The organism is Aquabacterium sp. A3 (assembly GCF_038069945.1).
Lineage (GTDB): Bacteria > Pseudomonadota > Gammaproteobacteria > Burkholderiales > Burkholderiaceae_C > Aquabacterium.
In genome coordinates, this window is the sequence record NZ_JBBPEV010000001.1 from 1,199,016 (window position 1) to 1,225,125 (window position 26,110).

The window sequence follows — 26,110 nt, forward strand, 5'->3', positions numbered from 1 at the left end:
AACCGTCGTGGCTGATCATGGGCCCTCATTGTCTCCCCAATGCCTCCCATAGAGATCGATCATGGGGCCGACGCAGGCGGCAATGCCCCGACCACCGCAGCGGCAGGGTCCGGGGCGCTCAGCGGCAACACACGGCGGGGGTGCACATACTGTCGTTGCAGCAACATCGCCTCGCTGCCCTTCACCCCCTGCGGGCGCAGCCACCCATGGCGATCCGGGTTTGCCAACCTGAAGTCGCCCCGCCATGGCGCCACCAGTTCATCCCACTCGGCATGCAGGTTGTTGCCAACGTTGACCTGAGCAGGCAACGCCCAGGTTCCCGCGCCCACCACCAGGTTGTTCCACACCAGCCCGCCTTGCAAGGCCCCTGACACCCTCAGCAGGCGACCTCCGTAGGGCAAGCCGTTGACCAAGGTGTTGTTCAACATCGTCAAACGGTTCACCGGCCACACATCGCCTTCTTCACCATAGGACACCAACAGCGAGTTCTCGGTGCTGGCCGACTGTGCCACGATCAGGCCTGTCAGCGTCACCTCGCCCCCATTCGGAAAGCTCAGTTCATAACTGGCACGCCCGCCCTCCTCGTCGGTGAAACGGCTGTAGGCAATGTGGTTCACACGCGCACGGCTTTTCAGCAGGTGGCCCACAAACGCGTGGTGAAAATAGCTCGCCTCCACCCGCAACTCGGCCAGTCGCCCCACGTACAAGGCGTGCGAGTACCCGTCGCCATGGCCCAGATAGCCAAACTCGCTGCGCTCGACGGTCACGGTCGAAGCGTGGCGCTCCGTGTCACTGGTGGTCAGGATGCCTGAATCAGCCCCCCAGAACACACAGTCCTCCACATGCAGCGTGCCACCCTCAAACCGGATACCAGCCCCGTTCTTGTCGGGTGCCCGCGCCCCGATGAGCGCCAGGTGGCTGACCCGAAACTGCCCGTTGCTCAACACCAACTGAGCCTTGCCTTCGGCCAGGCTGCGCGGGGCATGCAAGCGCGCCAGCCCACCCACACCTTTGATGGCGACGCTCTTGCCTCTGAACACGGCGGTCTCGCCATGGTGGTCTCCAGCAGACAGGTGGATTTCGTCGCCGGACACCGCCACGCGAGCCGCCTCCTTGAGGCTGGCCACCCGGATGATCTGGTTGCCACGCACCACCTGGATGGTGGGCAAAGCAACCGCAGCCTTCGCATCAGAGCGTGAATCCAAAGGTGGCACCGAAAACGGCCATTGCTGCCGAACGGATGCAGGCGTGGCGCCAAACCAGCCCGCCAGCCAGCCCAAAGGCGGGTTGGCCACCCACTCCAGCTTGGGATGGCCGCTCAGGCGCTTGGCCACGTGGTCAAACACCTCGATGGGCGCGTAACCGCGAAACACCACAGACCAAACGACCGGGGCACTTGCAGCCAGCAGCATCCACAGGGCCAGCACAGCGGCTGTGGCCCACCACCACCAACGACCTCTCACCTTCAACGCCCCCTTGTAGAACACCCACACCGCACCACCCGGTGGCGCATGGCCCCCGATTCTGATGGCTTTCAGGGCCGGCTGAACCATCGGGGGGTACACGGCCAGTGCAAAATGACGACGCCATTCGTGAGCGTCGACCCACGCACCTGCGCCTGATCTCCTACCGCACCCCATGCCACACCACGAGCCTCCCCTCACCGTTGCCAGACTTGCGTTTCTATTGCTGCCAGCCCTGTGGCTCGCGTTGGTGGTGGCCGGGCCGATCCAGTGGGCCGACAGCGGCTACTTCATTCACGAAGCCTCGCAAGGTCCGGTGTTCTCGCCCGGATTGGGCGCCCTGTCTCACCCCACCTACCACTTGCTGACTCGGCTGGTACACGAGGCGTTCGGCTCCTGGGGGGTGGCTTACATCAATCCGGCGCTGGCCTTGGCGCTGACCTGGACGCTGTTCCGGCTGGGGCGCACCTTGGGCCTCAACCAGGATTGGGCCAGCATCGCAGCGGTGTGCGCCACGCTGGCGCACTGCTGCTTCTGGGTGGGCAGCAAGGTCGAGGTCTACAGCCTGCACCTCTTGCTGGTGCTGGCCGCCCACTGGGTGTGCTTCGATGACACCCTGCGCTGGTCACTGGCCAGACGGCTGATCACTCTGGGCTTGCTCACCGGGCTGGCCGTCACCACACACCAGCTCACCCTGGTGGTCTTGCTGCCCTTGTACGTCTGGATGCTGGTGCGTGTGCGCACGCAACTGTGGTGGATCATCCCGGGCGTGTTGATCGGCCTGGCACCAGCCTACCCGGCCCTGATGCATGAATTGGGAACGGGCAAGGCGCTGTTCGACGTGATCAGGCACTACCTGACCGGCCACAGCCCCACCGCCAGCGCCAACTGGGAGCGCGCGTTTCTTCGCATTGACCTCATGTGGCGCGACAAAAGCTACGTCGCCATTTGGGTGCTGTCCTTGTTGGGGCTCCAGGCTGCAGGCCTGTGGCCCCTTTGGCAGGACGCCCGAACCCGCGTGCTCTGGATCGCCGCAGCCATGAACGCCCTGTTCGCCATGAGCTACGCCGTCAGCGACCGTTACACCTTCTTCCTGCCCGGTGCGGCCATGCTGGCGCTGCTCGGGTGCGTTCGGCTGCAGGCCATGTTTCAGGGCAAAAGTCACGCCTGGGTCTGGGTGGGCCGCGTGGCGGCATTCACGAGCCCGCTGTTGCTCACCTTGGTTTGGGGCAGCATCCAGATGGGATGGTTGAAGCCCCCCACTCATGCCGTGTCCACGCCGCCGCGAGACGATGTTCGCTACTTCATGGTGCCTTACATGCCTGATCAGTCGGCGACCGTCTTTGTGCAGCAGCAACTGGCCCACACCCCTGACGGCGCCCTGATCCTGGCGGACTACACGCCACTGGGCGCCCTGAACTCGGCCAAGGCGGCCGGCCTGCTGCCCACCCGAAGCGCCGCCTTGTGTGACACATTGCGCGGCCAGGAACTGCCCGAGGGCGATGTTTTCCTGGTTCGAGAAACCTATTGCGATCACATGCGGGCCCAGTTCAACCTCAGCCGCACCCCCGCTGGCTGGCGTGTGCAGCCACGCTGAAGGCATATCCAGGGATGCCTTTGCGACACATCTGCTCAGTGAGAACCCTGCCGGTACGGCACCCCATGGCCGCCGGCTTCAATGCTCAGGGGATCTCCCGGCAACCCCGAGGATGTAACCACTCGAAACTCTTTTCGGGGGCGCCACTTTGCACGATGAGGCATCCCGTTCGCTGGCTATGATCGCCTCACTTTGTTGATGGACGTGCAGTCATGGCTGTAACCAAAATTTCTGTTCTGACCTCGTGTCTCTTGTTGCTCGCAGGCTGCGGCGGCGGGGGAGGCGGCAGCGCGAGCAATGACAGCCCGACCACGGCGGCGGCCACCGGTGCAAACTCTCAAAGCCAGGAGGCCGAGAGCCCCTCGTCCAGCAGCAACACCAGCAGCAGCAACTCCAGCAACAGCACCCCCCAGGTGGCCAGCCCTGCGCCCACGGTGCAGCCGCAAGAGCAGGCCCTTGAGGTCAGGCCTCAGCCTTTTGATTGCGCCATTGGCGCCATCACCTGTGTGGAGGTGGCGTCCACCTCCAGCGCCAGCACTGCCCAGTCCACCGTACCGGTGACGTTCGGGCAGGTGTTTCGGCCTGGAGATCTCACGAACGGCCAAACCCTGATCGCCCGGGATGGCAATGGCGGCACGCTGCCACTGCAAATGGACGCTGTCTCGACACGCGGCGACGGTTCGGTGCGGTTTGCCGTGCTGAGCTCATCGCTGAGCAACGTGCAGGCCGGTGAACGGCGCATCGTCAACCTGTACCGCAGCAACCTGCCCAAAGCATCGGCGGTCGCCCCCAACGTCAGCAACTACTCGTTCGACATCTCGGCGCGCATTTACAAGCCGCAGGTCACACGGGTGCAATTCGGTGACCGCGCCACGCCCTTCAATGTGGGGCAGGTCATGCGCCTGGTGCTGCGCAACGGGCAGCAAACCGAGAGCTACGACGTCACGATCACCAGCGACATGTCGGGCTCGGGGTTTCAGTACTTTCAAAAGATCGCCGAGGCATTTCATGCCCAGATCAACAACAACAGCCAGTCCGTGTTTCGGTCAATCCGACCCATGGGCGCTTACGAGAACATCTACCTGACCACCAGGTCGCCAGATACCGGCGCGTTCCAGATCGAAACCACCTACACCGGTCCTGCACAGTTCTCCACTGAATCCATTCAAAGCTTCGGCGCTCCCAGCAACTGGACCGTCAGCGCCGCCAGTGCGCTGGCCAGCGCCGTGGCCACCAACGCCCGCAAGCACCTGAGCGGCCCCCTGGCCAACGAATACACCCTGGTCTTGCCGTTCAAGCAAGAAGGCACGGACACCAGCCACCCACAACTGACGGCGCGGCTGCATGTGCGCCTGTATGACGGTGGCGCGCGGGCGCGCACCGACATGGTCATCGAGAACAACTGGGCCTACAACCCTGATCCCGGCAACCTGACCTACGAACTCACCGTCAAGCAAAACAACAACGTGGTCCTGCACCAGCCTGCGTTCACCCACAACCATCATTCGCGCTGGCACAAAATCTTCTGGCAGGGCAGCGAGCCGATGGCACGTGTCACCCACCACGCCCCCTACCTGGCGCGCTCCAAGGTGCTGTTCAACTATGACGTGACCCTGCCCATCCCCGACTCGGTGCTGGAAAGCGAAAAAACCAGCCTCGCCAACAGCGACACCAGCCTGATGGGCAACGCCTTCATCCTGCGCTACTTCGGCACCACGGGTGCCCGAGCAGAAATCGGCCCCTACCCGCGCTGGACGGCCCTGTTCCTGATCACCCAGGACGAACGCGCCAAGCAGTCCATGCTGGTCAACGCCGATGCCGCCGCGGGCATTCCCATCCACTACCGGGATGCCGAAGACGACCTGCCACTCAATCTGGATCGCCGCCCTGGCGTCACCGCCAAGTTCGGCACGGCCACGCCCCAGGACGCGCTGCCCTCGATGACGTACAGCCAGACGGACTGGAGTCCCGACACGGCACACCAAGGCTCGTTCGCCTTCGTGCCCTACCTCATCACTGGCGATGTCTTCTACCTGGACGAGATCACCTTCTGGGCCGCCTGGAACATGGCGATCGTCAACCCGGGCTACCGTGGCGGCAGTCAAGGCCTGATCAACTCCGACCAGTTGCGTGGCCAGGCCTGGGCGTTGCGCTCCATCGGAGAGGCCGCCCGTGCCCTGCCCGACGACCACCCCTCTCGCTCATACTTTCACAGCAAGCTGCTGAACAACCTGAACTGGTATGCCAGCCAGTACAGCGAAGGCTCCAGCGCCGTGTCCCCCTTGGGCGCCATGGAAGTGGGCGGCACCAACGCCCCGTGGCAGCAGGACTTCATGACCATCGTCGTGTCGCAGTTGATCAACGACGGCTACCGCGACGAGGCCCAATCCTTCTTCAACTTCATCACGAAGTTTGCAGTGGGCCGCTTCGAGAACCATCCTCAGTACTGCATGCAGCAGGCGCCGGCTTACTACCTGTCGCTGCGGGATGCCACCACCAACAACTACCTGAGCACCTGGGACGGCTTGTTCAAGCGCAACTTTGGCAATGTGGAGTGCAGCAGCTTCACCACCGTGAACGGCTCGCCCACCGCACCCAATGGCTACGCAGCGAATGCCCGTGCCATGCTGGCGGCCGCTCACACCGCAGGCCACCCCTCTGCCCTGACGGCGCACAACAACTTCGTCAACAACTACACGCCCGACATGCGGCCCTCGTTCCTGACGAACCCGACCTGGGCGCTCGTGCCGGAGCAGTGACTTCGGCCAAGGAAGCAGCGCGAGGCTCACGCCCGCGCTGATTTCATGACGAAGCCGACGGTTGATCGATCTTCAAGCGACGCGCCAGCCAGGGCCACTTGGCGAAGATCATCTCCAGCTCCTGGCGCAGCGGGTGACGACAGCACCAGACGGACAGCAGCCAGGTCAGACCCACCAGCACAAACGCCGACATGAGGATCACACCATCGGCGTGGCCCTGGGTCAGCGCCTGCACTGCCAGGGCCGACACCGAGCACAACAAGGTCACGATGGCACTGGGTACCAGCGCACGCACAAATGGCTGGGCACGCAAACCAATGATGGCCGACTGCATCCAGAGCTGGATGGGCCACACCCCGACAGCGGCCAGGCACAGGGCCAGGGCGAACGACACCAGGGTGCCGTCATACACCCAGAAAATGGCCACGCCACGCGCCAGCAGCATGGCCAGCGTCGGCCAAACCGCCAACATGGGGCGGCCCAACGCAATGAAGGCGGTGCCATGGAAAGTGAACGGATTCATCAGCGCCAGCATCAGCGCCAGCCATTGAACGGGCTCGGCCGCGGCCACCCACTGAGGCCCGTACAAAAAACGAATCAAGGGCTCAGCAAACAAGGCCGTCCCCACCAGGGCGGGCCACATCAACCCCGTGATGTAACTGCTGGCCTTGGCCAGGTGGCCGCTCAGAGCCTGACCGCTGTGGTGCACCCTGGACAGCAGAGGCAACACCGCATAAGACACCGTGGGGCCGATGACCTGATTGAGCAGGTTGGTGATGGCGGTGCCACGACTGAGCAGGCCCACATCATGGGGGCCACTGATCTTGCCCAGGACGATGTCTGGCAAGGCGTTGTTGATGGCGTTGGCACTGTTGCCCAAGGTGGCCGCAGCGCCAAAGTTCACCACGCTGCGCCACCCCTTCAAGCTGGGCCAGACCGCAGCGGTGGCTGGGCGAAACGGCCAGTAGGCCAAGGCCGTCACGATGATGTTGACCAGGTTGGCCCAGGCCATGGACATGTAGCCGTGCCCCATCATCGCCAGGCCGATCGACGTGATCGCGTAAGCCGACGTGCCCGCCACCCGCACATACGCCTGCTCTTTCGCACGGTAATCGCGGGTGAGCAGGTTGTGCGTCACCGCGCCGAATGGAATGAACACAAACCCCAGCGCCAGCACCTCCATGACGTCCTGCACACCGGCTTCGCCATAAAAACGGGCCAGTGGTCCGCTGACCAGAAACACCAGCAGCGCAATCACCCAGGACGAGAACAACAACACGCCAAATGCCGTCGCCACCTTCTGGCGGGTCAGATCAGCCTCTCGCTGCAAATAGCTGGCGACACCAAAATCACGAAACAACTGGGCAATCGACACGGCCACGGCCGTGATCGAAAAAATCCCGATCTCTTCCGGGCTCAACAAGCGAGCCAGCACCAAAGTCACCGCAAACTGCACCGCAGTGGCGCCGTTGGTGGACAGGAACGTCAGCGCAAGCGCCTTGCGAATTTGCGACATCTGAATCAGTTCACGACGCCCGTGCAGACGTCAGATGGTTGCGCAAGGCCATGAGATAGGCATCTGACGTGAAGCGCTGTGACCCGATGAAGTGCACAAACACGGTGTACGGCCCCATGCGGTTGGGGGTGGTGTACATCGGGTGGGGCAAGACCACCGCACCAGGCGCGTTGGCAATCAGGTAGTTGGACGAGAACTGCTCGGTGCCCCAACGCGACCAGGCCTCTCCCAGCACCGCCTGCATGCGCTCGGACAAGGCCACCACGTCGGCCTCACTGATGGCCTGACGGGCGAATCCCGCGAACCCGGAGCAACCGCGCACGTAGTGCTTGCGCTCATCGCCAGCGGCCGCAGCGGCACACACCTGCGCCTCGCACAACAATTGCACGTGAGGCTGGGCCAAGCCTTTCATCATGCCCCGTGCCCAGCGGGCCGCCGCGCCAACGGGCACCGGCAACTGGAGATCGCCAGTGCCGATGGTGAAGGACACGTTCTGAACAAAGCACTCCCGCACCTCAGACACATCGGCCAGCGTCACGGTGTCGGCATCGAGTTGAATGACGTAGTGGTCCTGAGACAGGCAGGCAATGGCCATCAGCCGCTCCCAGGTGCCGCCCACGGGCACACCGGGTCGCCGGAACTCGGCGGCATCGCGAATCTCGATGCCGGGCACATGCTGCTGCAAGACCTTGCGATCATCGGGGGTGATGGTCGGGTCAGCCACCACCACCACCTTGGACGGAGGCAAGGCCCGTGCAAAGCTCTTGATGGCCAGCAGGTAGGTCAGCACATCGCGGTGATGCACCATGGACAAGACCATGGGCCCTGCTGATGCACAAGTCACCACCGGGGTGTGCAAGATGGCGTCGGCCTGCTTGAAAAAGCGGGCCTTGCGCCAGCGGTTCTGTGCCTCATCGAGGTAATAACGAAGACTCATGAATCACTCGCAATGTGGTCAGTAAAGGCTCTGGCGCTCAACGCCCGGTTGGCAACTCGTTGAACAGCGCGGCCAGTCGTGCCGCCTGCGCCGCACGAGAGTGGCTCTGAATGCTGATCATGTTGTCATTCAAGGCGGCGCACAGGGCTTCGGGGGCTGCGATGGCCGCAAGCCATTGCCTCAGGGCCTGTTCAATGTCGCTGCTGGTGCCGATGTCGGCCAGCCAGGTGGCTTTGAACGGCGCCAGAAACGCCGCCGACTGCCCCTTCGCATCGACCAGCCCCAGCACCGGGCGTCCACACCGCAGGTATTCATAAGCCTTCGCGGGGATCTGCGTGTTGAACTGATGGCCCTGAAACAGCAACAACACATCGGCCCCCATCATCTCAGAGACGGCCTCTCGGTAAGGGATGGGCGGTGCGGCATCGAAGACGTCGGCCAAACCATGCGCCTGAGCCAAGGCCTTGAGACTTTGCTCCTGGCCACTGGCCCGGAACCGGATGCACAGGCGATCGCGTTGCAACAGGCCCTGTTGGAGCAAGGCATTGACAGCCCCGAAGAAGGCTGAGGGGTCTCGCTCTTCAGGATAGATGCCCCCGCTGTGCAGCATCAGCACGGTGCCGTCGCTCACACCAGGACGTTGGGGCTTCAGTTGGGAGAAGGCTTCTTCGTCATACCCGTTGGCCACCACCCTGAACTTGTCACGCAAATGCGGGTACCGCACCGCATGATCGGCCGCCGCGGCTTCGGTGGTGAAAACGCAGCGATCGGCCTTGTGCATGACATGCCGCTCCAGTCGGGTCCACACCCACCCCTTCAACCCGGTGAGGTCGTCGCCGCTGGCGGTCATCGGGTCGCGGAAATCGGCCACCCAGGGCTTGCCCGTCCACCGGGCCAGCACGCTGGCGATCATGTGTGCCGTGGGAATGGGGTAGGTGCTCCAGATCACATCGGTGGCACCCGATGCCGAGTTGAGGTAGCGCCACCCTTGACGGACGCCCCCCCAGCACCAGCTGGCCCAACGGTCTGGCAGCGCCATCACACCCAGGTACTTGCCGCGAAATGACAGGTCTCGCGCCACGTCCAGTGCGCCAGCACGGATCACCTGACACCGTGCGGGAATGTCTGCCACCAGCTCGGCCGACGTGCGCACATAGGCCGACGGTCGGGCCGTCAACACCGTGGTCTCCCAGCCATGGGAAGGCAGGTATTTCGTGAAGTTCAAGGTGCGCAGCAGCCCGCTGCTGCCCGACTGCGGCGGAAAATGAAAGGCCACCATCATGGCGCGCTTGCCTGCTTCGGCCGGCGACGGACGCTGGGCCAGGTTGTCCTGGGGCTGCGGTCGGTGCCCGAGGTTGCGCAGCAACTGACCATGCATGCGCCAGGCGCTGGGCCCCCAGGGGGTGAACCGTGGCAAGGCGAGAAAATCTGACGCGGTGTGCGCATAGCCAGACGCGGTGGTCACGGCGTAGCGGTAGCCCAGCTTGCGCAGCATGTCCACATGGCTGGCAGCGAAATCCTTGCCCGGCAGGCCGTTGGGGTAGGCAAAGCCGTCCACCGTGGCGCCAATGATCTGCTCCAGCGTGGCCTTGCTGCGTTCGCATTCCTGCCATGCTTCGTCGGGCGAGCAATGGCTGAGCACGGTGTGGTTGACCGAATGTGCGCCCACCCCAAACCCACGGGCATGCAAGCTGCGCACATCGTCGGGGGTGAACTGGCTGGCCAGGGCGCCTGCCTCGCCCGCCGTGGGTACGCCGCAGGCCCGCTCGATGCGACACAGCAACTGCTCTCTGTCGGCCTGATCGGTGTACTTCAAGCGCTTGGTGAGGCGATTGAACACCAGCTGGCGACTGGCCAGTCGGCCATCGATGGCGCCCACCTCTGCGTGCACCGATCGCAGGTCGACACCGACGTCTGCACGGGTCAAGGCGTACCTGAGTCGCTCCGTCCAGAGTGCAGCGCCACCCAATTGGCCTGTGGTGACGAAAAACGTGGCGTGCACATTGAGCCGCTCCAGCAACGGAGCCGCGCCCTCGCACCAGCCCGGGTATCCATCATCGAAGGTGACAGCCGCAGCCCCCTTGGGCAAACGCCCCGCACGAACCAGTTGCAGCCCCTCACTCAGTGGCACAAACGTGAACGCACCTTTCAGGGCCACAAGAGTTTGCTCCAGCTGCGCCAGGCCCACGTCGTCCGGCCACAGCGGGTCAGGCACGGCAGGTACGCCGTGAAAGGCCAGGATGGTGAGTTTGTCCGAGCTCAGCCATCGCAACAGGGGCTTCATCATGCCTTCACCCTTCCAGGCTGGCCAGCCACCTGCGCAGAGATGAGGCGATACAGAACGAACATGGCCGTCATGATGTAGTAAGGAACTTCGTAGTACGCCACGCTCAGGGCCGATCCCCCCACCAGGTAGGCGATCATGCTGGCCGACAGGGCCACCGCCAGGGACCGTGCCCATGCCAACTCCACCGGGCGCTTCTTGACCATGGCGAGAATCTTGCGCCAGTAATGGAAGGGAGTGACCATGCACATCAGGAACAACGCCAGGCCCACAAAACCCAGGTCGCCCATGACCTCGAAATAAATGCTGTGAGACGCGGCAGGGCGTGGCACATCGGGCGTTTCGTACATGCCCAGCAAACCAGGCTTGTAACGGAACTGCTCAAAAATCGACCAGGCCTGGCCGGCGTGGTAGCCGCCGCCAAAGACGGGGTTTTCAAGGGCAATGGCGCTGGCACGTTTCCACGCCGTGACACGCCCCATGAACGACGCATCCTCGTTGGCCGTCTTGATGGTGTTCATGCGCTCGAACCAGTCGTCGGGCGCCAGGGACAACGCACTCACCGCCACCAGACAGACCACCACGGCCCCCACCACCTTGCGCTTGCTGAACATCAGCATCCAGAAGGCCGCCAGGATGACCGTGATCAATGCGCCGCGGGAGTCGGTGGCCAGCACCGCCAGCGTCATGACGGACATCCCGCCCACGCTCATCCAGCGCATCCAGGTTGACGACGCGTACTGGTACAGGTAGGCCCACAGCGGAATCACCATCACCAGCATCATGCCGTAGTGGTTGTTGTCGCCGAACTTGGGGATGCCAGCCGCGTTGTGCCCACCCAGACTGGACAGGTACTTCAGGCCATCGAGCACACCGTGGTAACTGATGGCGCTCGCGATGAGCAACACAAAGATGTTGATGCGATCACGACTGACCAGAAACAGAGGCAACACCAGGCACAACAAGGCCGTCTTGAGCATGTTGCTGAACAGCTCCCAGTTGCGGTCCAGGCCTGGATAGGCCAAAGAGGCAGACGCCAGTCCATGCACGATCATCAGGATCAGGATGATCGAAAAGCCGTGCATGTGGTCACGCAGCCCCACGAACTCCTTGCGCACCACCATGCCACCCAGCGCAATCATCGCGAAGATCTGGACCACACCGATGCTGGTCATGAAGCCATAACTCAGCCCGTTCAGGCCGATCAGGCCCGCCCAGCACCACATCATCACGGCCACGAAAGAGTTTCGCAACGCCAGGGGCAGCAGGGCCAGGGCAAACAGCGCAATGGCAATGTCACGCACGCCGAACACCCTCGCGCTTGCCCTTGGAGCGCTTGTCATCCTTCGCATTCAAGGGGGGCCGAGTGAAGTCAAACAGCTTCATGGGGCGCTTGTCAGGGCGGGCGCCCGTGATCTTGGCTGAATCAAACATGAGCGCGTAGATGAACACCAGCATGCCCACAAAGATGATGGACTCGACCACATCAACCCTTTCGCAAGCTCGTCAAAACACCGCCATGCTCAGCGCCAGATGCCACGCGTGTCGATCACGACCTTGTCCTTGATGAGCTCGCGGTCGATTTCGATGAACTCGGCGTGATCCACCAGCAACACCAGGATGTCGGCCTCCTGCAGCGCCGTCCTGATGTCCACCAGGGGCACGGGCGATTTGCCAGGCTCGACATTGGGGTCACAGGCCTTGACGATCCCGATGTCCGCGGCCAGCAGATCTTGCGCGATCTCCAGGGATGGCGATTCGCGCATGTCGTCGATGTTGGCCTTGAAGGTCAGGCCCATGCAGACGATGACCGGGCGTTTGAAGCGCTCTGCCTTGGCCTTGACCCGCTCGATCACCCAATGCGGCTTGTGGTCATTGACCTCACGCGCGGTGCGGATCAGGCGGGCGGTTTCGGGCGCGCTTGACACGATGAACCAAGGATCTACCGCGATGCAGTGCCCGCCCACGCCGGGGCCTGGCTGCAGGATGTTCACGCGCGGATGGCGGTTGGCCAGCGCAATCGTTTCCCACACGTTGATGCCCAGGCGGTCACAGATGAGCGACAGCTCGTTGGCAAAAGCGATGTTGACATCACGGAAAGAGTTTTCGACCAGCTTGGACAGCTCGGCCGTGCGGCTGTCGGTTTCCAGGATGGCGCCACTGCAAAACGTTTTGTAGAGCTCTTTGGCCTTGGCAACGGCCGCCTTGCTGGTGCCGCCAATGATGCGGTCGTTGTCCACCAGTTCTCGCAGAATGTGGCCTGGCAGCACGCGCTCGGGGCAGTGTGCCGCGTAGACCTTGCCACCCAGCTCAGGGCGCATCTCCACGACGATGCGCTCGATGAATTCGGTGGTGCCCACCGGCGAGGTGGACTCCAGGATGATCAGATTGCCCTCTTGCAGGAAGGGCACGATGGCGCGCGTGGCCGCCTCCACATACGACAGGTCTGGCGCCTTGGGGTTGTCACCCTCGGGCTTGAATGGCGTGGGCACCGCGATGATGAAGGTATCGCCCTGCTCAGGCACCAGCGATGCACGCAAGTTGCCGCTGTTGACGGCCGATCGAACCAGGATGTCCAGATCGGGCTCGATGATGTGAATGCGCCCCGAGTTGATGGTGTTGACGGCATTCTCATTGACATCCACCCCCACCACCGTGTGGCCCTTGGTGGCCAGCATCGACGCCGTGGGCAGGCCAATGTAGCCCAGCCCCATGACGATGATTTTCTGAAATTCCCGCGGCATTCAGCAGCTCCTGCGCATGTTTTGAAGACTTTCGACGATGCGGCCCACAGCCTGCCCGTCGCCGTACGGATTATGGGCTTTCGCCATGGTGGTGTAAGCCCCTGAGTCAGTGAGCAAACGCTCGCATTCTTGAACGATCACAGCGCGGTCCGTGCCCACCAGCTTCACGGTGCCGGCGTCCACGGCCTCGGGGCGCTCGGTGGTCTCACGCATCACCAGCACGGGTTTGCCCAAAGAGGGGGCTTCTTCCTGAACGCCGCCCGAGTCAGTGATGATCAGGTAGGCCCGGTCCATCAGGTACACAAATGGCAGGTAGTCCACCGGGTCGATCAGGTGCACGTTCGACAGCCCTCTGCTGGCCAGAATGTCATTGACCGGTTGCCTCACGTTGGGGTTCAGGTGCACCGGGTACAGCACCTCGATGTCGGGGTGCCGCTCCGCCAGGTCTGCCAGGGCCAGGCAGATGTTCTGAAACCCGTCGCCGAAGTTTTCGCGGCGGTGGCCGGTCACCAGAATCAACCGTTTGGCTGCATCCAGGAACGAAAACCGCGCATCCAGCTCGCTGCGCAAGGCCGGCTGTTCTTTCAGGCGGCTGACCACCTCCAGCAAGGCATCGATGACGGTATTGCCTGTGACGTGGATGGTGGCAGGCGGCACGCCTTCTTTCAGCAGATTGCGTTGGGCGGCCTCGGTGGGGGCAAAGTGCAGGTCGGCCACGGCCCCCGTCACCTTGCGGTTGATCTCTTCAGGAAACGGCGCCAGCTTGTTGCCCGTGCGCAAGCCCGCCTCCACGTGCGCCACCTGGATGCGGGCGTAGAACGCCGCCAGGCTGGTGGCCAGCGTGGTGGTGGTGTCACCATGCACCAGCACCCAGTCTGGCTGCTCGGCTTGCAGCACCGGCTTGAGCCCCAGCAGGATGTTGGTGGTGACGTCGTACAGATCCTGACCGGGCTTCATGATGTCCAGATCATGGTCAGGCTCGATCTCGAATAAGCGCAACACCTGGTCCAGCATCTGCCGGTGCTGGGCTGTCACGCACACGCGGGTCTCGATGCCCGGCGTGGCCTGAAGGCGTTTGACCAATGGAGCCATCTTGATGGCCTCGGGCCGCGTTCCGAACACAACCATCACTTTCATACCCACATCCTTTCAACCCTGTTGATTGAACAAGCCTTCATAGCGCGACAGCATCGCGTTGAGGCTGTGCCGCGATTCGGCCTCCTGACGGGCCAGGCTGGCGCGCTGTCTGGCAGCCGGGACGTCTTGCGCCACCGCCCACAGCGCTGCGGCCATGGCCTCCACCTGTGCCGATGGCACCAGCACCCCCAGCCGACCGTGGTCCAGCAAGCGCGCGTTGCCGCCCACGTCCGTGGCGATGATGGGCAGCGCCGATGCCATGGCCTCCTGCAAGGTGCAGGAGGTGCCCTCGGCCAGCGACGGCAACACAAAACAGTCCAGCTGGCGCAGCAGCGTGGCAATGTCTGAACGTGCACCAGGCAGCCACACGCGGTCTTGCACCCCCGCCTGGCGGAAGAAGGCCTCCAGGCCCTCCCGGCCCGGCCCGGCACCGATCAGGGCCAGACGCCAGTGCGCGGTTGCCGCCGGATGCTGGCGCAAGGCCTCCACGAAAGCCTGCCCCAACAGCATCTGGTTCTTGATGGGCTCCAGCCTGCCCACCGTGCCGATCACCCATGGGCCCACGGGATCGAAAGGCCAGTCGGGCGGCGTGGGGTCTGACACATCAGGGCAGAAGGTCTGGGTGTCCACCCCATTGGCGATCAGCTCGACCCGGCTGGCCTCGATGCCCACCCGCTCCAGCAGGTAGCGCTGCAACTGCTCCGACACCACCACAAACTGCTGCACGAAGCGCTGGTACACCCGCCTCAGCCACTGGTACTTGCGGTTGCTGCCATCGGGGTCGGCCACATCCCAGCCGTGCTCGGCGTGCACCCTCCGGGGCACACCGGCGGCGGCCGCCACCGGCGCAAACTCCAGGGCCGCCAGGTTGCAGCTGTGAAACACATCAGGCTTCAACTGGCGCAGCAGCCGCCACATGCGCGGGTACATCGCAAAGGGCTGCCCGGGCGGCTTGTCCAGCGCCACAAACCGAACATCGGAATGCTTCACCCGCCGCTGAAAGTCAGGGTCCACGCTCGTCAGGGCCACCACCGTATGCCGAAAACGGTCTGCGGGCAGACCATTGATCAACTGCACGATGACGTTCTCCAGCCCACCGGCTGCAAAGCGGTAGACCAGGTGGACAACGTGGCGGCGCTGGCTCATGACGCGCCCTGTGCCAGCACCCGCCGAAACAGGGCCAATTGGCCTTGGGTCGTGCTGTTCCAGCTAAAGCCTTCGGCGTAGGCCCGCGTGGCTGAGCGCTCGGGCGGGTTGCCGCGCAGGCGGTGCCAGGCCTCGGCCAGCGACTGGGCGTTGCGCTCGGCCATCAACTGTCCAGCGGCGTCACAGGTCACCACCTCGGGCGTGCCCCAGATGTTGGTGGCCACCACGGGTGTGCCGCACGCCATGGACTCCAGCAGCACATTGGCCCACCCTTCTCGGCTGGAGCACAGCGCCAGCGCATCGGCCGCGCTGTACCACCAGGCCAGATCGGCCTGGGCCACCAGGCCCACAAAGGTCACCCGCGCGGCCACGCCCAGGCTGTCGGCCAGCGCCTGCAGGGCGGCCCGCTCTGGCCCCGCCCCGGCGATCAGCAGGTGCACCTCAGGCAGCAGGCGCAGGGCCTCGATGGCCAGGTGGTGCCCCTTGCGCTCGATCAGGTGGCCCACCGACAACAGGTAGGCGCCATCGGGTTTGAGCCCCAGGCGTTGGCGTGCCGCCTGGCGGTCGTGCGGCACGAATCGCTCCAGGTCCACCCCATTGCGCAAGGTGTGCAGTTTGCGGCGATCGGCCCCCATCTCACCCAGGGTGTCCATCAAGGCCTGGCACACCCCGATCGATGCCGATGCGGCCTCGGCCGTCTGCAAGATCAGCCGGCGTGGCCAGGCGTGTTCCGGGATCAGGTTCAGGTCGGTGCCACGGGCCGTCACGACGAAGGGCTTGCCCAGCCAGCGGGCCAGCAACATGGCGGCCACGCCATCAGGGTAGTAGTAGTGCGCGTCGATCAGGTCAAAGTCAAACCCCTGGCGTTGCAGGCGACGGATGGTCGGCAAGGCGCCCAGGGCCAGGGTCCATGGGGCGATGTTCATGCCCACCTTGGGCGGCAACACATAACGGGGGTGCCACACCTCGATGCCATGCCGCCGGGCCTGCCGAGGCGTGGCCGCAAACTGTGCGTACTCGCCAAACCGCGGATGGGTGGACGGAAACCACGGCACCGGGGCCACCACCCTCACGTCCACCTCGCCGGTTTTCAGCAGCTCGCGCAGGCGGGTCTCCACAAACACACCGTGGGCTGGCCGCACCTCACTGGGGTACAGGGTTGAAAACAGCAGCACCCGCAGGGGGTTGCTCTGGGCCCGCTGACGCTCAAAGCCGCTCACCGTGCAGCCTCCTGCGCCAGGGCCACCACCCGGCCGGCATTGCCCAGCCAGGTCAGCTGCAGGCGGTCGATCGTGTCGCTGGCCCCCTGGGCCAGGCGCTCGCGCAGGGCGGTGTCTTCACACACACGCGTCAGGGCCGCCTCCAGTTGGCCGGGGCGCCCCTCTTCAAACAAACAGGCGTTCACGCCGTCGGTCAGCACCTCCAGCAGGTTGGGCACGGCAGGCGCCACGATGGCCTTGCCCAAGGCCAGGTACTCCATCAGCTTCAAGGGCGAGGCATAGGCGGTCACCGCCGGCTGCAGCGCCACATCAAACGCCGCCACATGGGCGGGCACCTGATCACGGTCAATCACCCCCGTGAAGGCCACGCGGTCGGCCAGGCCCAAACGGCGCGCCTGGGCTTCCAGGTCGGCGCGCACCGGCCCATCACCCACCACCAACAGCTGCGCATTGGTCGGGGCATGTGGTGTGGCCATCCAGTCGATGATGCGGTCCACGCCATGCCAGTCGCGCACGAATCCCGTGAACCCCAGCACCAGCCGTCCTTGCAGGCCCAGCCGCGACTTGGCCTCGTCTGGCGAAGGTGCCTGCGCAAAATGCGCACGGTTGATGCCATTGGGGATGACCACCACGCGCTGGGGTGGCACCCCCTGGTCCCACACGTGTTGGGCCAGCACGCGGGTCACGGGCAACACGCGGTCGGCGCCTCGCCAGGCTGTGCCCTCTGCCCAGCGGGCCAACCAGGGCAGGGCCAGGCCACCGCTGTGCTTTGAGCGCTCTTCCACCAAGGGCGCATTCACTTCCAGCAGCAGGGGCAGCTTCAAGCGCCGCGCCGCCATCAGGCCCGACAACAAGAACAGGTTGTAACGCTCGTAGATGACATCGGGTTGGAAGTCGCGCGCAGCCTGCATCAGTTTGCGGTAGGCCACCCAGCTGTAGGCCAGCTCCATCAGCTCGTACAAGGCCTTGGGCATCAAGGCCTTGAGCTTGTGCACCCAGCCCATGTCGCTGCCCATCTGGCCCTGGCCGGACTGGTCTTCGGCCATCGGCGCCACCACGCGCACCTCGTGCCCCAGGGCACGCAGCGCCTCGATCATCTCTTCGATGTGAACCGCCTGCCCATCCTTGGAGGCCGTGCGGTGGTGATAAAGAATTTTCATGAAAACTATGGGTCAAGGCCGGCCCAAGCCGGACATCTGGCGGCACTGAAACACCGTGACGCCTGTGAATACATGGCGAGCAACCTCATCGCCCTGAGGACAAGGCCGGCTGCGCTTCAAGGCCGACATGTCATCGACCAGGAAGTAGCCCGCGCGCACGACATCGTCGGGCAAGGGGCTGGGACCGATCCACAGTCTTCCGGCATCGAATGCAAGGTCTCGTTGGCGCGGCAACAGGTGCAAGCGTTGCAAGGCGCCCTCGCCGAGCTTGTCGTAGATCCGCGTCCAGGTGGACGAGCCGCGAACCAGTTGCGGATCCTGAATGGCCAGCACACTGCCCCAGTCAGGCCCGGCCAGGTAACGTGCCATGCCCCAAAAGCGCACATTGTCGGGCACATGCACCTGCACCTTGGCGCCAGGTGCGCGCGCCATCAGGATGTGGCCTGCCGCCTCTCTGAACTGCATCTTCCGGGGCAACTGCTCACGCTGGGGAATCTGCGCCCACACGGCCATCAACAGCAGCGCCGCCACCGCGGCGGCTGTCCAGCGGGCAGGCTGGCGGCCGCCCCCCAAGGTCAGGGCCAGCACCAGCGCGGGGGCGCAAAACGCCAGGGTTCGGTCCAACCAGATGGGCCTGAGCGTCACGGAGATCACACCCACCAACACCACCGGAAACACCACATAGGCCAGGCACACCAGGCGCTGTCGTGCCTGCCCCCAAACGAGCACCGTCACCACCAGCAACACCGTCACCAGCGCACCGGCCTGGTAATGGGCCGCCGACAGCCCCGGAAAGTAGCCAAACCACCAGCCGCCCAAGGTGACGGCCATCACCTCCCAGGTGGGCTGCACCATGTGGCTCAACGACCGGAAGGAGGCATTGGCCAGCCAGGGCAGCAGCATCAGCGCGGCCAGCACCCACACGGCCACCACGCCCCTCGACAGGCTGATGCGACCGACCTTGTGCCAATGCCCCAGCAACAGATGCCCCAGCACCGCCCCCACCAAGATGAAGGCCGCACTGTGCAAGGTGCTCAGCACCAGCAGGGTGAGCAGCAGCGCCGCGTAACGGCCACGGGTCGGTGCCGTCAGACAACGATCGGTCAGGTGCCAGGCCAGCAGCATCACCGTGCTCAGCATGGCGTACATGCGCAGCTCGGTGGCGTAATAAATCTCGCTGCCACACAAGGCCAGCGCCAGGGCTGCCACCAGGCCATGCGCCCGCCCCGCACGGTCGGCCACCACGTGATAGGCCAGCGCGATGGACAGCACGCTCCAGAACACCGAGTTGAGCAGCAACCACTCATCGGTGCGCGACCACAAGCTCCACAAGCCCAACTGCAGGTAATAGCCTGGCGGGTGCACATCAAACCGCAGCACGGCCACCGGGATCTCGGCCAGACTCAAGCTGGCAAAGCCGGCACTGAACACCTCGTCCAGCCACAAGCCCTCCTGCCCCAGCGGCATCAGCCGCAGGCCCAGCCCCACCATCAGCACCACCAGCAAGACGGCGGCGGCCTGCGCCCGGCTCATGCCCCGTCCTCGCTGACTTTCAAAAACGCGTCAAACATCAGCAACGACCACAGCACATCGCTGTGATCGCGCTGACCGCCCAGGTGCTGCTGCACCAGTTGGCTCAGCACCTGCCGGTTGAAGAACCCACAGTCGAGCATGCGCGGGCCCAGCACCGAGCCCCTCATGCGCTCGGCCAGCGGGCCGCGCAACCAGCGCGCCAGCGGCACCGAAAACCCCATCTTGGGCCGGTACAGCACATCGTGTGGCAGCAAGGGCTCAAACGCCTTCTTGAAGATGAACTTGCCTTCGCCGCCGGCCACCTTCATGCGGCTGGGCAAGGTGGCCACCCACTCGATCAGCTCGTGGTCCATCAAGGGCTCGCGCACCTCCAGCGAATGCGCCATGCTGGCGCGGTCCACCTTGGTGTTGATGTCGCCCACCAGCCAGGTTTTGTAATCCAGGTACTGCACCAGGGCCAGCGGGTCGTCCGTCTGGGCCTGCTGCGCATGTTGCCTGAACAGCTCCACCGTGTGATAGCCCCCCAACTGGCGCTGCAAGGCCGGGCTCAGCAATGCGCGTCGCTCGTCGGTGCGCAGGCGTGACATGCTGTGTTGGTAGGCCTGCGCCCCGTCCATGGCCAGGGCCTGGAAGGTGGTCTTGGCGCGCAAGAACTGCGGCGCCCAGTCCAGCTTGGGATACAGCCAGCCCAGTGGGCCGAACACCGCGCGGCGCACAGGCAAGGGCAAGGCGCTGCGGGCCGATTCTTCGCCCAGGTGCATGCGGTAACGCCGATAACCACCCAGGGTCTCATCGCCCCCATCGCCCGACAAGGCCACCGTCACGTGCTTGCGTGCCATCTGGCACACCCGGTAGGTCGGTAGCGCCGAGCTGTCGGCAAAGGGCTCGTCGTACAGCCAGGCCAGTTGATCGATCAGGTCAAAATCATCGCTGCCCACCACCTCCAGACGGTGATCGGTCTGGTAGCGATCGGCCACCATCTGGGCAAACTCGGATTCGTTGTACTTGGGGTCGTCAAAGCCGATGGCGCAGGTGCGCACGGGCGTGCTGGACCAGCCCGCCATGGCCGCCACCACCGCGCTGGAGTCCACGCCCCCTGACAAGAAGGCGCCCAAAGGCACATCCGCGATCATGCGCAGGCGCACCGACTCCTTCACGCGCTCGCGCAACTCGGCCTCGGCATCGGCCTGGCTGATGGGGTTGTCCAGCGTGAAGCGAACGTCCCAATAAGGCGCGGACACCGGCATGGCCGCTGCTTGTCCGCCCGCCGCGCGGCGCCACAACATGCGGTGCCCGGCCGGCAGCTTGTGCGCGCCCTGGTAGATGCAGCGCGGGTCGGGCACATAACCCAGTGCGAAGTAGTCTTCCACCGCCAGCGGATCAATGCGCCGCTCAAAACCCGGGTGGGCCGTGATCACCTTCAGCTCAGAGCCAAACACCAAGGTGCCATCGGCCAGCAAGGCGTAATGCAGCGGCTTGACCCCCAGACGGTCACGGGCCATGAACAATGTTTGCTCGCGCCGATCCCAGATGGCAAAGGCGAACATGCCACGCAAACGCAGCACGCAGTCTGGCCCCCAGGCCAGCCAGGCCTGGGCAATCACTTCGGTGTCGCTGCGGGTGCGGAAGTGGTGCCCCAAGGCCTCCAGTTCGGCGCGCAGCGCCTGAAAGTTGTAGATCTCGCCATTGAAGACGATGCCCACCTGACCGTCGGCCACGAACAAGGGCTGCTGCCCCGTGGCCAGGTCGATCACCGACAAACGGCGATGTCCCAGCGCCAGGCCAGGCTCCAGGTGCACGTCGGCCTCGTCGGGGCCACGGTGGGCCTGGATGTTGTTGATGCGCGCCGCCAGTGCCCCATCAAACAGGCGTTGGCCGCGCGTGTCAAACATGCCGGATATGCCACACATCGCCGTTCACCCGCCTCTTGCGGCCGTCCGGGCCGTCATCAGTGCCGCCATCAACGCATCCCCGTGTGCCCGCATGAAATCGTTCAACAGCGCCTCGGTGTCATGGCCCTGCAGGGCGTACACCGTCAAGATGGCGCCGTCATCGCCCCGGCCCAGCACCAGGTCGGCCGCGCCCCACAGTTTGGCGCGCACATCGCTGGCCGTCAGCCGGCCATTGAGCCAGTACCACTGGTGCAGGCGCAAGCGCTGGGGCTGAGCCATCAGGCCCCCCTGGGTCGAGCGCAGATCAAAGGCGCGCACGGGCAAGGGCCGCCCATCGACTTGCACGGTCGCCTGGGCTTGAGACACCAGGGCCCAGGGGGCCTCCTTGTCGCCAGACACCACCGTGTTCGATGAGGTGACCAGCTTGCGCTGCGGCCCCTGCTGCCGGAAGTAGCCCACGTGCAGACCCACCCGGGCACCGTCGGCACGCTCGTACACCTGATGGCGCTCCAGGCTGGGGTTCAGCAAGGTGGGGCCCCAGTCGGGCAAGGCCTCGGCACCCTGCGCCACCTGCCAGCCCGGGGCGGCCGGCGGCAGGCGCACATCCACCGGCTGGCTGGACACCCCCAGGCGGAACACCTCCAGCGCCATCAGGGGCGTGGCCAGCAACACGCCGGCCAGCAGCAAGGCAGGCCACCCACGGCCCGTGCTGCCCTGCGATGGCAGGGGCATGGCCGACGTGGTGGGGATGGTGGGCGTGGGCGGGGCGTCAGGCTCGGTCCATCGCCCGCCCAGCCAGAACAAAATCATCAACACGATGGCAAAGAAGAACCACCCGTAGATGAGGTGGTCCACCCCGGTGGCAATCGTGTTGCCCGAATGGTGGCCCAGCATGACGATGAGGTAGGCGCGCAACCAGTTGGCCAGCAAGGCCACCAGCACCGCCAGGCCCACGAACTTCAGGCGCAGCCAGTTGCTGCGGTAGTTCAGGTAGCCATACAGGCAGCCCGCCATGAACCCGGTGATGAGGTAACGGATGCCGCTGCAGGCCTCCACCACCGACCATGAGCCCGAGGGGATGATGAACTCCAGCCCCTCGCGGTACACAGGCACACCCGACCAGCGCAACGCCAACACCGTGAAATCGGCCGTCCACGACATCAGCACCGGCAGCATGAAATCACCCACCGGCACGGCCAGGAACAAAAAGGCCAGCGGAAACCACCACACCCGTGCGGCACGCCAGCCCAACAGCAGCGGCACCATCGACACCAGCATGCCCACCAGGGCCAGCTGGGTGGCCGCATTCACCGCCACCAGGTCACCCGCCAGCCACAAGCCCATGCTGGCCCCCAGCGGCAGCAGGCCCCACCACGAAGGCTGCAGCGGCACGGCCCGCAGCGCCGCGCGCTCGCGCCACATCAGCCACAGCGAAATGGGCGGTATCACCCAGCCGTGGGCGTAGGTGTTGGAGCGATCCCAGACCTCGGCCATCGACACGGCCGTGGGCCAGTACACCACCAGCACGGCCAAACAGGCCACCACCAGGGGGGTCAAGGCCTTGATCATCTGGGCTCGCGTCATGCGCGCACCTCGTCGATCCAGCCATCCAGCGCCGACAGGTGGGCCTGCCAGCTGTAGCGCGCCTGCACAAATGCGCGTGCCGCATGGCCCAGTTGCTCGCGCAACGCGGGTGCCTGCAGCATGCGCGAGGTGGCCTCCAGCAGTCCATCGGCGTCGGCCGCGCTGAACAGCCCGTCTTCGGCTGTGGCGCCTATGGCCTGGGCACACTCAGGCACCGTCACCACCGGCTGCGACATGGCCATGGCCTCCAGGATCTTGTTCTGGATGCCACGGGCCACCCTCAAGGGCGCCACCACCGCACGGGCATGGGCCAGGTAAGGCCGCACATCGGGCACGGTGCCGGTCACGACCACGTCGTCACCGGCCAGCGCCTTGACCTGGGCCGCCGGATTGCGCCCCACGATGTAGAAGCGCACCTGCGGCCATTGCCCACGCAAGCGCGGCAACACCGCCTGCGCAAACCAGCACACGCCGTCGATGTTGGGCCAGTAATCCATCGCGCCGGTGAACACCACGGGCCACTCGTCAGGCGCAAAGGGGCTGTCCAGCCCGGGCTGGGGCGCAAACACCTCGGCATCCACCCCGTTGCTGATCGATTGAACGCGGGCGGCAGACTCTGGCGCCAGCCCCTGAAACAGCGCCGCCTCTTTGGGCGTCACAAAGAAAGACTGCCGCGCCTGGGCGGCCACCTCGCGCTCGTAGGCCAGCAGACGGCGTCCCTCGCGCCGGTACAGCACCGACATGGGCCAGGTGTGCTCGGGCGCGTACTGCGTCCACTTGGTGGAATCAACGTCCACGAAATCAACCAGCATGGGCACCTTGGGCAGCAAGGGCGTGGCGAACTGCGCCATGGCCCCCGAAAACACCACCGACACGTCGATGCCATGCCGCGCCGCCACTTCGCGCACCCAGGCGTGCAGTGACGGCCGGCGGTAAAACGCCAGCGACAGGGCCTCGCCCGTCAACAGGCCGCGCAAGGCTTGCACCTTGCCCCAACGGGCGTCAACACGTTCAATGTGCAGATCGGGGCACAGCTGACTCAGCTCACCCACATGGGCTTCGTCTTCGGGGTCATCGATGAAGGTGCCCAGAAACACCCGATGGCGCTGCACCAGGTGCTTGAGCAGGTGGTACGAACGCACCTTGTCGCCCTTGTTGGGCGGAAAAGGCAAACGGTGCACCAGGTACAGGACATTGGCCATGTCACCCCAGGCTGCGCACGATGAAGGGCCCCAACCAGTTGGCCACGCCGATGGGCAGGCGACGCCAGCCCTCGATCATCAGCTTGTACTTGGCGTTGGACGGGTTGTTCTGTGGGATCGAATCTCGCGTGAACAAGCGGTATTCGTAATGCAGGGGCGTGGGCTCAAAGCCCCAGTTCTTCTTGAACGAATACGAGCCCGTGCCCTGTTTGCTGCGCCCGTAGTCAAACACCTTCAGGCCACGCGCGCAAGCACGCCGCATCAGCTCCCAATACTTGAAGTCATTGGCCGCCAGATCACGGGCTGCCACGGCATCGCCCGCGTAATAAGGCAGCACCTCGTCGCGAAAATAAAAGCTCATCACACTGCTGACGGGCTGACCCTGTGCATCGCACACCGTCATCACTTCGCAGTCGTCGCCAAACACCTCGAACAAGGCTTCGAAGTAGCGCTTGGGCATGGCCGGTGTGCCGTGCCTATGCACGTTGTCGGCGTACAGGGCAAAAAATCGGTTCACGTCCGGATCAATGTGCGAGCTCAGGCCATTCTTGATGCCCTTGCGCACCATCGCGCGCTGCTTGCGCGGAATGGCCAGCATGTTGTCTTCTTCCTTGGGCAAGATCTCCTTGCGGAAGGTGACATACAGGTCTTGCGTGGGCCAGTCGGCATGGTGCTGCCGCACATGGCGCAGCTCCAGGTGTTGCGCCCCCAGCTCGCGGCCCAGGGCCTCGGCGGCCTGCTCCAGGGCCTGGGCCACCTCGGGTGCATCGGCCAGCACACCGCCATACACCGCAAAGGGCAGGCTGGTCAGGGCGTTGCCAAACAGGCGGCTCTTCACGTGTCCCAACGGCAGCACGCCGCGCACCTGTCCACCCTGCTCCACGCACAGGTAGTGGGTGCGGTGCTTCCACACACGCTCCAGAATGCCTTGCCAGGCCGCACGGTGAAAGAAGGTGCCCTCCGGGTGCGCCATCACGTAAGCATCCCAGCGGGCGGCCAGGGCCACATCACCAGCGCTCAGGCGCGACACCTTCACGGCAGACATCGCATCAGGCAAAGGCCACCTCCGGTGTCGACACGGCAGGCTCGTCGCGCAAGAAAATCTCGTCCATTCGGCCCCATTCAAAATCGGCCAGCAAGCGATCCAGCCGGCCAGCCATCTGCCCCAGGTTCACGTAGTGCCGAAAGCCCGACTTCCAGTCGATGCCCTGCACCCGGGGCTGATCGGGGTCGATCTCCCAGGGATGGAAATAAAACACCGCCGATTGCTGCTCGCGCGCATTGACCTGCTGCAGCATCCAGCGCGACAAGGCGTACGGAAACAGCCGAAAGTAGCCACCGCCGCTGGACGGCAGGTTACGGTTCATCAAGCGCAGCGTGGTGGGCGGCACCTCCACCAGGCCCGGGCGCGTGCGGTATTTGAACCGTGGCGCGTCCGGCATGCCATAGTGGTCGTGCTGGATGGGGTAGATGCTGGAGCTGTAGCGGTGCCCCGTGCGGGCCAGCACGTCCAGGGCCCACAGGTTGCCGCCGCCGATCGAGAAGCTCGGGGCGCGGTAACCCAGCACCGGACGGCCGCTGAGGTCTTCCAGCAAGGCCTTGGTGCGCAGCACATCCTGCTCGAAGTCGGCCTCGCTGAGGTCGCTCACACGCTCGTGGCCATAACCATGGCTGGCCACCTCGTGCCCGGCCGCTGCGATGTCTTTGACCAATTGCGGGTAGCGCTGCGCGATCCAGCCCAGGGTGAAGAACGTGGCCCGGGTGTTGTGACGCGCCAGCATGTCCAGGATCTGGCCCACATTGCGGGCCACGCGGCACTCACGGGCATCCCAGTCGCTGCGGGCGATGTAGGGCGCGAAGGCCGACACCTGGAAGTAGTCTTCCACATCGATCGTGAAGGCGTTGACCACGCCACGTGGTGCTGGGCTCATGGGCG

General features: G+C 64.6%; 19 protein-coding genes. 2 read left to right on the forward strand and 17 right to left on the reverse strand.

The genetic code is table 11. The annotated features are described in order from the left end of the window. Nucleotides 1-59: 59 nt before the first annotated feature. On the reverse strand, nucleotides 60-1,565 hold the full coding sequence (locus WNB94_RS05285) for a right-handed parallel beta-helix repeat-containing protein (protein ID WP_341388876.1): 1,506 nt from the start codon (nucleotides 1,563-1,565) through the stop codon (nucleotides 60-62). A 121-nt stretch (nucleotides 1,566-1,686) separates the two neighbouring features. Here WNB94_RS05285 and WNB94_RS05290 point away from each other — a divergent pair, with 121 nt between their 5' ends. Continuing rightward, nucleotides 1,687-3,060: a hypothetical protein gene (locus tag WNB94_RS05290; protein ID WP_341388877.1), complete on the forward strand. Its 1,374-nt coding sequence runs from the start codon at nucleotides 1,687-1,689 to the stop codon at nucleotides 3,058-3,060. A 212-nt stretch (nucleotides 3,061-3,272) separates the two neighbouring features. Continuing rightward, complete coding sequence (locus WNB94_RS05295) at nucleotides 3,273-5,819, forward strand: hypothetical protein (protein WP_341388878.1); 2,547 nt, start codon at nucleotides 3,273-3,275, stop codon at nucleotides 5,817-5,819. 43 nt (nucleotides 5,820-5,862) lie between these two features. On the opposite strand, the gene WNB94_RS05300 is transcribed toward WNB94_RS05295, so the two are convergent. Genes WNB94_RS05300 through WNB94_RS05375 form a run of 16 tightly spaced genes read right to left on the reverse strand, consistent with a single transcriptional unit; the run spans nucleotide 5,863 to nucleotide 26,105 of the window. Continuing rightward, nucleotides 5,863-7,335, reverse strand: coding sequence for a lipopolysaccharide biosynthesis protein (locus WNB94_RS05300; protein ID WP_341388879.1), 1,473 nt, complete (start codon nucleotides 7,333-7,335; stop codon nucleotides 5,863-5,865). A gap of 10 nt (nucleotides 7,336-7,345) precedes the next feature. Then, nucleotides 7,346-8,272, reverse strand: a complete 927-nt coding sequence (locus WNB94_RS05305) for a hypothetical protein (protein WP_341388880.1) — start codon at nucleotides 8,270-8,272, stop codon at nucleotides 7,346-7,348. A gap of 37 nt (nucleotides 8,273-8,309) precedes the next feature. Beyond that, complete coding sequence (locus WNB94_RS05310; protein WP_341388882.1) at nucleotides 8,310-10,559, reverse strand: polysaccharide deacetylase family protein; 2,250 nt, start codon at nucleotides 10,557-10,559, stop codon at nucleotides 8,310-8,312. Continuing rightward, the gene (locus tag WNB94_RS05315; RefSeq protein WP_341388884.1) at nucleotides 10,556-11,860 is read right to left on the reverse strand and encodes a putative O-glycosylation ligase, exosortase A system-associated; all 1,305 of its coding nucleotides are present in this window, start codon (nucleotides 11,858-11,860) and stop codon (nucleotides 10,556-10,558) included. Before WNB94_RS05315 ends, WNB94_RS05310 begins: the two co-directional genes overlap by 4 nt. Continuing rightward, nucleotides 11,853-12,041 carry a hypothetical protein gene (locus tag WNB94_RS05320; protein WP_341388885.1) on the reverse strand — a complete coding sequence of 63 codons (189 nt, stop codon included), beginning with the start codon at nucleotides 12,039-12,041 and terminating at the stop codon, nucleotides 11,853-11,855. Before WNB94_RS05320 ends, WNB94_RS05315 begins: the two co-directional genes overlap by 8 nt. Before the next feature lie 38 nt (nucleotides 12,042-12,079). Next, entirely contained in the window at nucleotides 12,080-13,300 is a 1,221-nt protein-coding gene (gene wecC, locus WNB94_RS05325; RefSeq protein WP_341388887.1) for a UDP-N-acetyl-D-mannosamine dehydrogenase, read from the reverse strand. Then, nucleotides 13,301-14,437 (reverse strand): non-hydrolyzing UDP-N-acetylglucosamine 2-epimerase, encoded by a 1,137-nt coding sequence (gene wecB / locus WNB94_RS05330; RefSeq protein ID WP_341388888.1) that lies wholly within the window; start codon nucleotides 14,435-14,437, stop codon nucleotides 13,301-13,303. A 12-nt stretch (nucleotides 14,438-14,449) separates the two neighbouring features. Next, nucleotides 14,450-15,583 (reverse strand): TIGR03088 family PEP-CTERM/XrtA system glycosyltransferase, encoded by a 1,134-nt coding sequence (locus tag WNB94_RS05335; RefSeq protein WP_341388889.1) that lies wholly within the window; start codon nucleotides 15,581-15,583, stop codon nucleotides 14,450-14,452. Next, the gene (locus WNB94_RS05340) at nucleotides 15,580-16,764 is read right to left on the reverse strand and encodes a glycosyltransferase family 4 protein (RefSeq protein WP_341389956.1); all 1,185 of its coding nucleotides are present in this window, start codon (nucleotides 16,762-16,764) and stop codon (nucleotides 15,580-15,582) included. Before WNB94_RS05340 ends, WNB94_RS05335 begins: the two co-directional genes overlap by 4 nt. Nucleotides 16,765-16,799: 35 nt before the next feature. Beyond that, nucleotides 16,800-17,963 (reverse strand): glycosyltransferase family 4 protein, encoded by a 1,164-nt coding sequence (locus WNB94_RS05345; protein WP_341388891.1) that lies wholly within the window; start codon nucleotides 17,961-17,963, stop codon nucleotides 16,800-16,802. Between the two features lie 12 nt (nucleotides 17,964-17,975). Further along, nucleotides 17,976-19,496, reverse strand: a complete 1,521-nt coding sequence (locus tag WNB94_RS05350; RefSeq protein WP_341388892.1) for a glycosyltransferase family protein — start codon at nucleotides 19,494-19,496, stop codon at nucleotides 17,976-17,978. Then, nucleotides 19,493-21,406 carry an XrtA/PEP-CTERM system amidotransferase gene (locus tag WNB94_RS05355; RefSeq protein ID WP_341388893.1) on the reverse strand — a complete coding sequence of 638 codons (1,914 nt, stop codon included), beginning with the start codon at nucleotides 21,404-21,406 and terminating at the stop codon, nucleotides 19,493-19,495. The genes WNB94_RS05350 and WNB94_RS05355 overlap by 4 nt, the downstream gene beginning before the upstream one ends. Nucleotides 21,407-21,412: 6 nt before the next feature. Further along, on the reverse strand, nucleotides 21,413-22,972 hold the full coding sequence (gene xrtA, locus WNB94_RS05360; protein WP_341388894.1) for an exosortase A: 1,560 nt from the start codon (nucleotides 22,970-22,972) through the stop codon (nucleotides 21,413-21,415). Continuing rightward, nucleotides 22,969-24,174 (reverse strand): TIGR03087 family PEP-CTERM/XrtA system glycosyltransferase, encoded by a 1,206-nt coding sequence (locus WNB94_RS05365; RefSeq protein WP_341388896.1) that lies wholly within the window; start codon nucleotides 24,172-24,174, stop codon nucleotides 22,969-22,971. The genes xrtA and WNB94_RS05365 overlap by 4 nt, the downstream gene beginning before the upstream one ends. Nucleotide 24,175: 1 nt before the next feature. After that, the gene (locus WNB94_RS05370; protein ID WP_341388897.1) at nucleotides 24,176-25,219 is read right to left on the reverse strand and encodes a FemAB family XrtA/PEP-CTERM system-associated protein; all 1,044 of its coding nucleotides are present in this window, start codon (nucleotides 25,217-25,219) and stop codon (nucleotides 24,176-24,178) included. Nucleotides 25,220-25,223: 4 nt separating this feature from the next. Then, on the reverse strand, nucleotides 25,224-26,105 hold the full coding sequence (locus WNB94_RS05375) for an XrtA system polysaccharide deacetylase (protein WP_341388898.1): 882 nt from the start codon (nucleotides 26,103-26,105) through the stop codon (nucleotides 25,224-25,226). Nucleotides 26,106-26,110: the final 5 nt, after the last annotated feature.